The sequence below is a fragment of the Paraburkholderia sp. 2C genome, from assembly GCF_054589215.1.
The window spans coordinates 103716-116163 of record NZ_BAAILL010000065.1 but is presented as its reverse complement, the minus strand read 5'-3'; the positions used below and the strand labels follow the sequence as shown (position 1 = coordinate 116163).

The window sequence follows — 12448 nt, the reverse complement described above, 5'->3', positions numbered from 1 at the left end:
AATACGATGAACGCAGTAGCAAGAAAGAAGGGGCTGGGCAGGGGGCTCGAGGCGCTGCTTGGCGGAAGCGCCGACATCACGGAGGCGGTCAAGATCGATAGCGCGCCGCATACGCTGCCGTTGGCGCGCATGCAGGCAGGCAAGTACCAGCCGCGTACGCGAATGGACGAGGGCGCGCTGCAGGAGCTCGCGGCCAGCATCCGCGCGCAGGGTCTGATGCAACCGATTCTCGTGCGGCCGATCGGCGGCGACAAATTCGAAATCATCGCGGGCGAGCGCCGTTATCGCGCGGCGCATATCGCGGGTCTCGAAGAGGTGCCGGTGCTCGTGCGCGACGTGCCGGACCAGGCCGCCGCGGCGATGGCGCTGATCGAGAACATCCAGCGCGAAGACCTGAATCCGCTGGAAGAGGCGCAGGGCATCCAGCGCCTGCTCGACGAATTCAAGTTCACGCACGAACAGGCGGCCGAATCGGTCGGCCGCTCGCGCAGCGCGGTATCGAACCTGCTGCGTCTGTTGAATCTCGCGGCGCCCGTCCAGACGATGCTGCTCGCCGGCGACCTCGACATGGGCCACGCACGGGCGCTGCTGGCCGTCGATTCGGCGACGCAAATCACGCTCGCAAACCAGGTGGTCAACAAGGGCATGTCGGTGCGCGAGACCGAAAAGCTCGTGACCGCGACCAACAAGGCGACGCCCGCACCGAAAGTGCGCGTCAATCACGATGGCGGCCGCGATACGCGCCGCCTCGAAGAGGAACTGTCGGATCTGCTCGCCGCGACGGTGAAGATCAAGCTCGGCCGCCGCGGACGCGGCCAGGTGACCGTCGAATTCGGTGATCTCGACGCACTCGAGGGCATTCTCGCGCGTCTGCGCGGCACCAACGCCACCGCTTAAGCGCGTTTTGACCGTGCCATCAGTCGAACGCGCGCCGACGCCCGCGCACCACGTGCTGCGGGCCGTCTGGCTATTCATCGCCAAGGAACCGGTGCTCGCGATTCTCGCGCTCGCGCTGATCGTGCTGCAGATTTTTCACCCGCGCGCATGGACCTCGCTGCCGTCGCTCGTCGACTGGCAGACCGTTTTGACGCTCACGGGTCTGCTTATTCTGACGAAGGCGGTGGAACGTTCAGGATTCCTGATGTGGTCCGCGCATCGTGTCGTTCACCATATTCATACGGAGCGCGCGCTTGCCTGCCTGCTGATCGGCCTCGCGGCCGCATTATCAACAGTGCTGACAAACGACGTCGCCCTTTTCGTCGTCGTGCCGCTTGCGTTGTCGCTGCACAAGCTCACGCCGTTACCGTTAAGACGCCTTGTCATCTTCATCGCGCTCGCGGTGAACGCGGGTTCGATTCTGACGCCGCTCGGCAATCCTCAGAATCTGTTTCTCTGGCAAACGAGCGGGGTGTCGTTCGGCGGCTTCGTCTGGGCACTCGCGCCATTGTGCGTTGTGCTGATGGTGTTGCTGTATCTGCTGACGGCTGTGTCTTTTCGCGCCGCGCCGCTCGATCTGTCGAAGGACGTCGAGCCGCATTCGGTCGACCGGCCGCTCGTCAGCGTCGCGGCTCTGCTATTCGTCGCATTCGTCGTGCTCGCGGATGCGCATCGGCCCGGTATCGGCCTTGCGGGCGTCGCGCTCGGCTTTCTGATCTGGCGCCCGTCGATCGTGCTGAAGATCGACTGGCTGCTGCTGCTGATCTTCGTGCTGATGTTTATTGTTCTGCGCAGCGTCGCCGCATTGCCGTTCGTCCATCAATCGGTGAGCGCGTGGCATCTCGCGACGCCATTAAGAACCTACGTAGCGGGTGCGTTGTTGTCGCAAGGTATCAGCAACGTCCCCGCTGCGATCATGCTCGCTGAATTTTCAAAAGACTGGCGTGCGCTCGCGTTTGGTGTCAGCGTCGGCGGCTTTGGTTTTGCGATTGGCTCGCTGGCCAATCTGATCGCGATGCGGCTCTCGAACGAGCGCGGCATGTGGACGCAGTTCCATCTTTTTTCGGTGCCGTTCTGGATTGTCGGCGGCGCGCTCGGCGGATGGGTTCTGCTGCATGTCTGACATCGACTCACGCTGCATAAAGCGTGGGCGAAGCAGTGAAGAAACTTCGAAAAGCGCGCGAGTCTGGGGCCTGCGCAGGTCGCTTACAATCGCCAGCCGATTCATTCAAAACGGGCATATTTCCGTATCGCGGGAGGCGCTCCCACGGTATTTATTGAGTACCCTAAAGTCTTGAATTGGTTGCAACTATCGCTTACAATCGCCCGGATTTATTTGCTAGGCACCCCCGTAAGCGGTGAGTAAGCTCGCGGGCTGAACAGAACTTGGCGGGACACTGCAATGGCGGTACAAAAGTCGGGCACGGCGTTGCATCAGGCGCCGAAGCAAAGCGACGACGAACACCGTCCCGAGCATGGCGTCCGTGAGACAACGTCAGATTCATCTAAAGTTCAGCGCACTGAGCATCACGATGCGTGGGATGTCGAGCCGCAAGATAACAATATCGTTCCGCTCACTCGGGCAGAGGCACAGAAGCTATTCGGCCCGAACGTGAGTCGTCCATCGCGCGTTACGCCTTACAAGGTCGTGGCGGCGCAAATGGTTTTGTCCCTGGGTGCGACACTGCTGTGGTGGCTGTTCTACAAGCCGCCGGGCGATGCTGCGCTGTCCGCATTTCTCGGGGGAGCGATTTGCTGGGTGCCGAGCGCGTTGTTCGCGGCACGTCTGAAGAAGCTGAGCGGCGCTGAGACGGTGATGAGCTGGATGATCGGCGAAGCGCTCAAGATGGGGGCGACGATCGCCATGTTCGTTGCCATCGCGTTCGGGTATCACGGCGTGCAGTGGGTTCCGCTGCTCGTGACTTACCTGGTCGCGCTCAAGACGTACTGGATAGCACTAGCCTGGCGGTAACGAAGGTCAAGCGAAGGTAAAGAACACTGGCTGACGCGGCAACGCGTCGCCGAATGGCGTGCGGGCTCGAGACGGCCCGCACCGGGTTGGCCTGCGACGCGAACGGCGGCAGGCGGCCTGGAACGATTTTCGACAATTTGGGTGGCAATAACGATATGGCAGCTAGCGAAGGAACGCGCGCTCTGGATCCGTCCGAGTACATTGCGCATCACTTGCAGAATTTCTCCACCGAGCATCAGACGTCGATTTTCGACATTCATGTCTGGAATCTGGACACGCTCTTCTGGTCCATCGTCTGCGGCCTCGTCACCATCCTCATCTTGCGCCTTGCTGCGCGCAAAGCCACGCCGGGCGTTCCAGGCCGCTTTCAGTGCGCGGTCGAAATGCTCGTCGAAATGGTCGAAGACCAGTCGAAGTCGATGATCCACGGCAACCGCCGCTTCATCGCGCCGCTCGCACTCACGGTGTTCGTGTGGGTCGCACTGATGAATGCGCTCGACTTCATCCCCGTCGACCTCCCCGGCCGCGTGATCGGCTGGCTGGGCCTGTCGGAAATCATTCCCCATCATCGCATCGTGCCGACGGCTGATCTGAACGGCACGCTCGGCATCGCGCTCGGCGTGTTCGTGCTGATGATTTACTACAACTTCAAGATCAAGGGCGCAGGCGGTTTCGTGCACGAACTGCTGTCGGCCCCGTTCGGCGCGCATCCGCTGCTGTGGATCCCGAACCTTGCACTGAACATCATCGAGTTCGTCGCCAAGACGGTTTCGCTCGGCATGCGGCTGTTCGGCAACATGTACGCGGGTGAGCTGCTGTTCCTGCTGATTGCCCTCCTGGGCAGCATCTGGAACTTCGGCGCGGACACGACGGTGCTTGGCTTCATCGGCCATGTGATCGCGGGCAGCGTGTGGGCGATCTTCCACATCCTGATCGTTCTGTTGCAGGCGTTCATTTTCATGATGCTGACGCTGGTGTATATCGGCCAGGCACACGACAGCCACTAACCCCGGTCCTGTCGGCTAAAAGAATCGCTTTTATTTTTCTAAATCCCAGTTCCAAAAAGACTTTTCACAAAGGAGTGATCATGCAAGCTTTCATCGCCAACATCCAGGGTCTGACCGCCATCGGTATCGGCATCATCATCGGCCTGGGTGCAATCGGCGCCTGTATCGGTATCGGCCTGATGGGCGGCAAGTACATTGAGGCGTGCGCCCGCCAGCCGGAACTGATGAACCCGCTGCAAACGAAGATGTTCCTGCTCGCAGGTCTGATCGATGCGGCGTTCCTGATCGGCGTTGGTGTGGCCATGCTGTTTGCGTTCGCGAACCCGCTGCTGTCGAAGCTGGCAGGCTGAGGTTCCTCGGAACTGCGCGCCTGACCTATAACAGGAATGGCGCTAAGCGGAACGGGTATTGGGCGCTGATCGAGCACTGATTCGATGAGCGCCTTGCCATTTCCCGTCTCCCCGTCCGAACTAGCAACATTTAAGGAAACACCGTGAATCTCAACGCAACTCTGTTTGCGCAAATGGTCGTGTTCCTGATCCTCGCGTGGTTCACGATGAAGTTCGTGTGGCCGCCGTTGGTCAACGCCCTCGACGAGCGCGCGAAGAAAATCGCCGATGGCCTGTCGGCCGCCGAAAAGGGCAAGGCGGAACTCGAAGCCGCGCACAAGCGCGTCGGTGAGGAGCTTGCGCAGGCTCGCAACGACGGCCAGCAGCGTATCGCCGAAGCTGAAAAGCGTGCCGTATCGGTCGCCGACGAAATCAAGGCGCAGGCGCACGCCGAAGCCGCCCGGATCATCGCTCAGGCGAAGGCCGATGCCGACCAGCAAATCGTGAAGGCGCGCGAAGCGCTGCGTGCTGAAGTGGCAGCGCTTGCGGTGAAGGGTGCCGAACAGATCCTGAAGCGTGAAGTGAACCAGTCGGTTCACGCCGATCTGCTGAATCAACTCAAAACCGAGCTCTGATCATGGCCGAACTTGCCACCATCGCCCGTCCGTACGCTGAAGCGCTGTTTGCCGTGGCTCAAGCGGGCGACGTCAACGCCTGGTCCACACTCGTGCAGGAACTGGCTCAGGTTGCGAGCTTGCCCGAAGTCGAATCGATCGCGACGAGCCCGAAAGTGGCCCGCGCGCAAGTCGTCGACCTCGTGCTCGCCGCGGTGAAGTCGCCGCTCAAAGACGACGCGCAGGCAAAGAACTTCGTGCAGATGCTGGTCGACAATCACCGGCTGCCGTTGCTGCCGGAAATCGCCACGCAGTTCGACGCGCTGAAGAACGCCCACGAAGGCGCGGCCGATGCGCAGATCGTCAGCGCATTTCCGCTCGAAGGCCAGGCACTGGACGAACTCGTCGCGGCGCTCGAGCGCAAGTTCAAATGCAAGCTGAAGCCGACTGTCGCGGTGGATTCGTCGCTGATCGGCGGCGTACGCGTGACGGTGGGCGACGAAGTGCTCGATACCTCGGTCCGCGCGCGGCTCGCCAGAATGCAGACGGCGCTGGCCGCGTGATTTTGCAGACGTCGGCGCGTGAATCGCGCAGCCGCTGGCACGCAACAGAATTGACTATCAGGAGCGAATAATGCAACTCAATCCCTCTGAGATCAGCGAGCTGATCAAGAGCCGGATCCAGGGCCTTGAAGCGAGCGCAGACGTTCGCAACCAGGGCACCGTGATCTCCGTGACCGACGGCATCGTGCGCGTTCACGGTCTGTCGGAAGTGATGCAGGGCGAAATGCTCGAATTCCCGGGCAACGTGTACGGCCTCGCGCTGAACCTCGAGCGCGATTCGGTCGGCGCCGTGATTCTGGGCGAATACGAAAGCATTTCGGAAGGCGACATCGTCAAGACGACGGGCCGCATTCTCGAGGTGCCGGTCGGCCCGGAACTGGTCGGCCGCGTGGTCGACGCGCTCGGCAACCCGATCGACGGCAAGGGCCCGGTCAACGCGAAGCTGACCGACGCGATCGAAAAGATCGCCCCGGGCGTGATCTGGCGCAAGTCGGTGTCGCAGCCGGTGCAAACGGGTCTGAAGTCGATCGACTCGATGGTGCCGATCGGCCGCGGCCAGCGCGAACTGATCATCGGCGACCGTCAATGCGGCAAGACCGCGGTGGCTGTCGATACGATCATCAACCAGAAGGGCAAGGATCTGATCTGTATCTACGTCGCGATCGGCCAGAAGGCTTCGTCGATCATGAACGTGGTGCGCAAGCTCGAAGAAACGGGCGCGCTCGAATACACGATCGTCGTCGCCGCTTCGGCGTCGGAATCGGCTGCGATGCAATACCTCGCGCCGTACGCCGGCTGCACGATGGGCGAATACTTCCGCGACCGCGGGCAAGATGCGCTGATCATTTACGACGACTTGACCAAGCAAGCCTGGGCATACCGTCAGATCTCGCTGCTGCTGCGCCGTCCGCCGGGCCGCGAAGCGTATCCGGGCGACGTGTTCTATCTGCACTCGCGTCTGCTCGAGCGCGCGGCGCGCGTCTCGGAAGAGTATGTCGAGAAGTTCACGAAGGGCGAAGTGAAGGGCAAGAGCGGCTCGCTGACGGCACTGCCCGTGATCGAAACGCAAGCTGGCGACGTGACCGCGTTCGTTCCGACGAACGTGATCTCGATTACCGACGGCCAGATCTTCCTCGAAACCGACCTCTTCAACGCGGGTATCCGCCCGGCCATTAACGCCGGCGTGTCGGTGTCGCGGGTGGGCGGTGCGGCGCAGACGAAGGTCGTGAAGAAGCTGTCGGGCGGTATCCGTACCGATCTCGCGCAGTACCGCGAACTCGCGGCGTTCGCGCAGTTCGCATCGGATCTCGACGAAGCGACCCGCAAGCAGCTCGAGCGCGGCCGCCGCGTGACCGAACTGCTGAAGCAGCCGCAGTACCAGCCGCTGCAGGTGTGGGAACTGTCGGTCGCGCTGTTCGCCGCGAACAACGGTTACCTCGACGATCTGGAAGTGAAGGACGTGCTCGCATTCGAGCGCGGCCTGCGCGAATACCTGAAGACGAGCCACGCCGATCTGATCAAGCGCATCGAAGACACCAAGGACCTGTCGAAGGACGACGAAGCCGCGCTGCACGCGGCTTTGAAGGACTTCAAGAAGTCCGGCGCTTATTGATCGCGTACTGATCGGATCCGCGACGTATAACCGGACCTCGAAGCAGCGCGGGCAACTGAAGCAATGAAGTAGGCCCGCGCGGTTTCGATCAAGGAGCAAGCAATGGCTGGAATGAAGGAAATTCGCGGCAAGATCAAGAGCGTGCAAAACACGCGCAAGATCACGAAAGCGATGGAAATGGTCGCCGCATCGAAGATGCGCCGCGCCCAGGAGCGCATGCGCGCTGCCCGTCCGTACGCCGACAAGGTCCGTGACATCGCCGCGCACATGAGCCGTGCGAACCCCGAGTATCGCCATCCGTTCATGGTGGCGAACGAGGGCGCGAAGACGGCCGGCTTCATCCTCGTCACAACTGACAAAGGTCTGTGCGGCGGGATGAACACGAACGTGCTGCGTGCGTCGCTGCAGAAGTTCAAGGAGCTCGAAGCCGAAGGCAAGACGATCGACGCAACGGCGATCGGCAGCAAGGGCCTCGGCTTTCTGAACCGTCTGCGCGCGAAGGTCGCATCGAATGTCGTGCAGCTCGGCGACACGCCGCACCTCGAGAAGCTGATCGGCGCGGTGAAGGTGCAGCTCGACCTGTATTCGGAAGGCAAGGTCTCGGCGGTGTACCTCGCGTACACGCGCTTCATCAACACGATGAAGCAGGAGCCGGTGATCGAGCAGTTGCTGCCGCTGTCGGCCGAGAAGTTCGAGGCGACGGAAGCAGGCGACAAGTCGACGCCGAATACGTCGTGGGACTACATCTACGAGCCGGACGCGCAGACGGTGGTCGACGAACTGCTCGTGCGTTATGTCGAAGCGCTGGTCTATCAGGCCGTCGCGGAAAACATGGCGTCGGAACAGTCGGCACGCATGGTCGCGATGAAGGCCGCTTCGGATAACGCGAAGACGGTCATCAACGAGTTGCAGCTGTCGTACAACAAGAGCCGCCAGGCCGCGATCACGAAGGAACTGTCGGAGATCGTCGGCGGCGCCGCGGCAGTCTGAGCGTAGCGACGACCCGCGCAAAGCAATCGAAAGCGACCGCGCAAGGAAACAGGCTGCGGGCAACCAACCGCGCCGTGGCGCGAGTGAAGAATTGAGTATCTAAAGGAAAAGCGATGAGTACAACTGCTTTGGTAGAAGGCAAGATCGTACAGTGCATCGGCGCGGTGATCGACGTGGAATTCCCGCGTACACACATGCCGAAGGTGTACGACGCGCTCATTCTCGAAGGTTCGGAGCTGACGCTCGAAGTCCAGCAGCAGCTGGGCGACGGCGTGGTCCGCACCATCTGTCTGGGTTCGTCGGATGGTCTGCGCCGCGGCGTCGTGGTGAAGAACACCGCGAAGCCGATCAGCGTGCCGGTCGGCAAGCCGACGCTAGGCCGCATCATGGACGTGCTGGGCCGCCCGATCGACGAAGCGGGCCCGATCGCGAGCGACACGATGCGCTCGATCCACCAGAAGGCGCCGGCGTTCGACGAACTGTCGCCGTCTACTGAACTGCTCGAAACGGGTATCAAGGTGATCGACCTGATCTGCCCGTTCGCGAAGGGCGGCAAGGTGGGTCTGTTCGGCGGTGCAGGCGTGGGCAAGACCGTCAACATGATGGAGCTCATCAACAACATCGCGAAGGAGCACGGCGGTTACTCCGTGTTCGCGGGCGTGGGCGAGCGTACCCGTGAAGGGAACGACTTCTACCACGAAATGAAAGACTCGAACGTTCTCGATAAAGTGGCGCTCGTGTACGGCCAGATGAACGAGCCGCCGGGCAACCGTCTGCGGGTCGCGCTGACGGGCCTGACGATGGCTGAGCACTTCCGTGACGAAGGCCTCGACGTGCTGTTCTTCGTCGACAACATCTACCGTTTCACGCTGGCCGGTACCGAAGTGTCGGCACTGCTCGGCCGTATGCCGTCGGCCGTGGGCTATCAGCCGACGCTGGCTGAAGAAATGGGCAAGCTGCAGGAGCGCATCACGTCGACGAAGACCGGCTCGATCACGTCGGTGCAGGCCGTGTACGTGCCTGCCGATGACTTGACCGACCCGTCGCCGGCGACGACCTTCGGCCACCTGGACGCAACGGTCGTGTTGTCGCGTGACATCGCCTCGCTCGGTATCTATCCGGCAGTGGACCCGCTCGATTCGACGTCGCGCCAGATCGATCCGCACGTGATCGGCGAAGAGCACTACACCATCACGCGTTCGGTTCAGCAGACGCTGCAGCGCTACAAGGAACTGCGCGACATTATCGCGATTCTGGGCATGGACGAACTGTCGCCGGAAGACAAGCTGTCGGTCGCGCGCGCTCGCAAGATCCAGCGTTTCCTGTCGCAGCCGTTCCACGTCGCGGAAGTCTTCACGGGCTCGCCGGGCAAGTACGTGCCGCTGAAGGAAACGATCCGCGGCTTCAAGATGATCGTCGACGGCGAATGCGATCACCTGCCGGAGCAGGCGTTCTACATGGTCGGCACGATCGACGAAGCCTTCGAGAAGGCCAAGAAGATCCAGTAAGGCTTGGGGGTAACGAAGCGGGCGCCGGCATCGCCGACGCCTCGTTCTATACTCAACCGACAGCTTTGCATGGGGCGCGAGTAAGCGCTGAAGCGCTAATTCTCACCGACAGCTTTGCATGGGGTGCGAGTAAGCGCTGAAGCGCTAACTCTCACCGACAGCTTTGCATGGGGTGCGAGTAAGCGCTGAAGCGCTAACTCTCACCGACAGGAGTCGAGACTTTATGGCAACTATCAAGGTAGACGTCGTCAGCGCGGAAGAGGAAATCTTCTCGGGCCAGGCGAAGTTCGTTGCGCTGCCCGGCGAGGCGGGCGAACTCGGCATTTTGCCGGGCCACACGCCGCTCATCACGCGGATTCGTCCGGGTGCGGTGCGCATCGAGGCTGAGAATGGCGAAGAGGAATTCGTATTCGTCGCCGGCGGCATTCTCGAGGTGCAACCGGGCGCGGTGACGGTTCTGGCCGACACCGCGATTCGCGGCAAGGATCTCGACGAAGCGAAGGCCGAGCAGGCCCGCAAGCGCGCGGAAGAGGCGCTGCAGAACACCGGCTCGAACCTTGAGTACGCAACCGCGCAGGCGGAACTTGCGTATGCGACGGCTCAGCTCGCGGCGATTCAGCGTCTGCGGAAACTGCGCGGTCAGCATTAAAGAAGCGCGTCGTCGAGTCGTGCGACGAAGATAAGAAAGCAGCCCCTGTGGCTGCTTTTTTATTTGCGCGGTGTGTCGATGCCGGCCCGTCAGCGTGAGGGAAAGGTGAGGGAAAGCCTCGATGCCGCGCACGATCCGGCCAGCGCACAATCTCTTCGACACCTATTTCCATACCCATACGCGGGCATCCTTCCAGCAATCACGTTGTACGAGACGGACTGGACGAGGCGCCAGAGCGCGAATCCCGGTCGATTCAGGAGGCAAGCATGCTAGCGGCAGGCACCCCCGCGCAGATCGCGCCCCAGGACGGCCTTTCCTACGTTCGCGGGTCCACCGACGCCCCGCTTAGCACCGCGACAGTCGGCCAGTTTCTGCTCGACACCGCGCGACGCTTCCCCGACCGGCCCGCCGTCGTCTTTCGCGAGCAACGCATCCGGTGGAGCTGGCAGGAGTTCGCCGAAGAAGTCGACATTCTGGCGTCGGGCTTGATGGCGCTCGGCATCGGCCGAGGGGACCGCGTCGGCATCTGGTCGCCGAATCGCGTCGAATGGCTTCTCACGCAGTTTGCGACCGCGCGGATCGGCGCCATTCTCGTCAATATCAATCCCGCGTACCGGCTCGCGGAACTCGAATACGCGCTGAACAAGGTCGGCTGCAAGGCGATCGTCGCCGCCGAGCGCTTCAAGTCGTCGATGTATCTCGACATGCTCGCCCAGCTCGCGCCGGAGCTCGCGACGCAAACGCCCGGCGACTTGCGAATCGCGCGCTTGCCCGACCTGCGTATCGTCATCCGCGTCTGCGACACCGAGACGCCGGGCATGCTGTGCCTTGCGGAAGTCATCGAGCTGGGCCGGCAGACGCTCGAACCCGCCAAGCTCGACGCAATCACCGCCAGCCTGTCGCCGCACGATCCGATCAATATCCAGTTCACGAGCGGCACAACGGGCAGTCCGAAGGGCGCGACGCTGACGCACAGCAACGTCGTGAACAACGCGCGCTATATCGCGATGGCGATGCGGCTCACCGAACACGACTCGCTGTGCATCCCCGTGCCGCTTTACCACTGCTTCGGCATGGTGCTGGCGGTGCTCGCGTGCGTGTCGGTCGGTGCGAACATGGTGTTTCCGGGCGAAGCGTTTGATCCGGCGGCGACACTGGCGGCGGTCTCCGAAGAAAAATGCACCGCGCTGCATGGCGTGCCGACGATGTTTATCGCCGAGCTCGATCACCCCGAGTTCGACACCTTCGACCTCACACATTTGCGCACCGGCATCATGGCTGGCTCGCCGTGCCCGATCGAGACGATGAAGCGCGTCGTCTCGAAGATGCACCTGTCGGAGATCACGATCGCGTACGGAATGACCGAGACGAGCCCGGTGTCGTTCCAGAGCTCGACCACGGATCCGCTCGACCGCCGCACGACGACGGTCGGCCGCGTGCAGCCGCACCTCGAGGTGAAGATCGTCGATGCGGCGGGCAACACGGTCCCGGTCGGCGAAACGGGCGAACTGTGCACGAAGGGCTATTCGGTGATGCGCGGCTACTGGAACGACGACGCGAAAACGCGGGAGAGCATCGTCGACGGCTGGATGCATACGGGCGATCTCGCGGTGATCGATGCCGATGGATACTGCAATATCGTCGGGCGTCTGAAGGACATGCTGATTCGCGGCGGCGAAAACATCTACCCGCGCGAGATCGAGGAATTCCTGTTCCGCCATCCAAAGATCCAGAGCGTCCAGGTGTTCGGCGTACCGGATCCGCAATACGGCGAGGCCGTGTGCGCGTGGATCGTATTGCGCGCCGGCGAGCAGCTGAGCGCGGACGATGTCCATGCGTTTTGCCGCGGGCAGATCGCGCACTACAAGGTGCCGAAGTACATCCGTTTCGTCGACGAGTTGCCGATGACGGTGACGGGCAAGGTCCAGAAGTTCGTGATGCGCGAGCGGATGATCGAAGAGTTGAAGCTGACGGTCGGCAGGACCGCCTGAGCGCGGCGGCGAGCAACGAGAAGAGCGCGCATCAGGCGACCACCGGAGGAGGACGACCGGAGCCGCGGATGCAAACAAGCAAAGGCAAGCAAAAAGCGCGACAAGCAAAAAGCGCGTCGAGGAACGACGCGCTTGAGGGGAACGCCAACCGCTGCAGTGCGCAAACGTTTAGCGAGGCAAAAAAAAAGCGGGCCTGGAGCCCGCTAAAAACCACACGCTACGGGGTTAGCGCGAGGAGACCAAAGGAGGAATCGACTGGACGACGCAATCGCCGTCG

At 62.0% G+C, this 12448-nt stretch carries 12 protein-coding genes; all 12 read left to right on the top strand.

The window, feature by feature from the left end; all coding sequences use genetic code 11:
* Positions 1–6 precede the first annotated feature (6 nt).
* The 12 genes from ACYPXD_RS29410 to ACYPXD_RS29355 all read left to right on the top strand — a co-directional run bounded on the left by ACYPXD_RS29410 (position 7) and on the right by ACYPXD_RS29355 (position 12171).
* Complete coding sequence (locus tag ACYPXD_RS29410; protein ID WP_459720047.1) at positions 7–897, top strand: ParB/RepB/Spo0J family partition protein; 891 nt, start codon at positions 7–9, stop codon at positions 895–897.
* 52 nt (positions 898–949) lie between these two features.
* Positions 950–2059 carry an SLC13 family permease gene (locus ACYPXD_RS29405; RefSeq protein WP_459720912.1) on the top strand — a complete coding sequence of 370 codons (1110 nt, stop codon included), beginning with the start codon at positions 950–952 and terminating at the stop codon, positions 2057–2059.
* A 279-nt stretch (positions 2060–2338) separates the two neighbouring features.
* Positions 2339–2908 (top strand): ATP synthase subunit I, encoded by a 570-nt coding sequence (locus ACYPXD_RS29400; RefSeq protein ID WP_459720045.1) that lies wholly within the window; start codon positions 2339–2341, stop codon positions 2906–2908.
* A 155-nt stretch (positions 2909–3063) separates the two neighbouring features.
* Positions 3064–3915 (top strand): F0F1 ATP synthase subunit A, encoded by an 852-nt coding sequence (gene atpB, locus ACYPXD_RS29395; protein WP_459720041.1) that lies wholly within the window; start codon positions 3064–3066, stop codon positions 3913–3915.
* An 80-nt stretch (positions 3916–3995) separates the two neighbouring features.
* Positions 3996–4265 carry a F0F1 ATP synthase subunit C gene (gene atpE, locus ACYPXD_RS29390; protein ID WP_007180033.1) on the top strand — a complete coding sequence of 90 codons (270 nt, stop codon included), beginning with the start codon at positions 3996–3998 and terminating at the stop codon, positions 4263–4265.
* A gap of 143 nt (positions 4266–4408) precedes the next feature.
* Positions 4409–4879, top strand: a complete 471-nt coding sequence (locus ACYPXD_RS29385) for a F0F1 ATP synthase subunit B (protein WP_459720036.1) — start codon at positions 4409–4411, stop codon at positions 4877–4879.
* A gap of 2 nt (positions 4880–4881) precedes the next feature.
* On the top strand, positions 4882–5421 hold the full coding sequence (locus ACYPXD_RS29380; RefSeq protein ID WP_459720033.1) for a F0F1 ATP synthase subunit delta: 540 nt from the start codon (positions 4882–4884) through the stop codon (positions 5419–5421).
* A gap of 70 nt (positions 5422–5491) precedes the next feature.
* Positions 5492–7033 carry a F0F1 ATP synthase subunit alpha gene (atpA, locus tag ACYPXD_RS29375; protein WP_459720030.1) on the top strand — a complete coding sequence of 514 codons (1542 nt, stop codon included), beginning with the start codon at positions 5492–5494 and terminating at the stop codon, positions 7031–7033.
* Positions 7034–7135: 102 nt separating this feature from the next.
* Entirely contained in the window at positions 7136–8023 is an 888-nt protein-coding gene (gene atpG / locus ACYPXD_RS29370) for a F0F1 ATP synthase subunit gamma (protein ID WP_459720027.1), read from the top strand.
* A gap of 113 nt (positions 8024–8136) precedes the next feature.
* Complete coding sequence (gene atpD / locus ACYPXD_RS29365; RefSeq protein ID WP_459720023.1) at positions 8137–9531, top strand: F0F1 ATP synthase subunit beta; 1395 nt, start codon at positions 8137–8139, stop codon at positions 9529–9531.
* Positions 9532–9754: 223 nt separating this feature from the next.
* A complete protein-coding gene (locus ACYPXD_RS29360) occupies positions 9755–10180 on the top strand; it encodes a F0F1 ATP synthase subunit epsilon (RefSeq protein ID WP_075155344.1) in 426 nt (141 codons plus the stop codon).
* Between the two features lie 266 nt (positions 10181–10446).
* The gene (locus tag ACYPXD_RS29355) at positions 10447–12171 is read left to right on the top strand and encodes an AMP-binding protein (protein WP_459720018.1); all 1725 of its coding nucleotides are present in this window, start codon (positions 10447–10449) and stop codon (positions 12169–12171) included.
* Positions 12172–12448 lie beyond the last annotated feature (277 nt).

Coding starts and splice junctions, on each gene's coding strand:
- ACYPXD_RS29355 (WP_459720018.1), top strand. CDS start 10,447: ATGCTAGCGGCAGGCACCCCCGCGCAGATCGCGCCCCAGGACGGCCTT.
- ACYPXD_RS29400 (WP_459720045.1), top strand. CDS start 2,339: ATGGCGGTACAAAAGTCGGGCACGGCGTTGCATCAGGCGCCGAAGCAA.
- ACYPXD_RS29360 (WP_075155344.1), top strand. CDS start 9,755: ATGGCAACTATCAAGGTAGACGTCGTCAGCGCGGAAGAGGAAATCTTC.
- ACYPXD_RS29380 (WP_459720033.1), top strand. CDS start 4,882: ATGGCCGAACTTGCCACCATCGCCCGTCCGTACGCTGAAGCGCTGTTT.
- atpA (WP_459720030.1), top strand. CDS start 5,492: ATGCAACTCAATCCCTCTGAGATCAGCGAGCTGATCAAGAGCCGGATC.
- atpE (WP_007180033.1), top strand. CDS start 3,996: ATGCAAGCTTTCATCGCCAACATCCAGGGTCTGACCGCCATCGGTATC.
- ACYPXD_RS29410 (WP_459720047.1), top strand. CDS start 7: ATGAACGCAGTAGCAAGAAAGAAGGGGCTGGGCAGGGGGCTCGAGGCG.
- atpD (WP_459720023.1), top strand. CDS start 8,137: ATGAGTACAACTGCTTTGGTAGAAGGCAAGATCGTACAGTGCATCGGC.
- atpB (WP_459720041.1), top strand. CDS start 3,064: ATGGCAGCTAGCGAAGGAACGCGCGCTCTGGATCCGTCCGAGTACATT.
- atpG (WP_459720027.1), top strand. CDS start 7,136: ATGGCTGGAATGAAGGAAATTCGCGGCAAGATCAAGAGCGTGCAAAAC.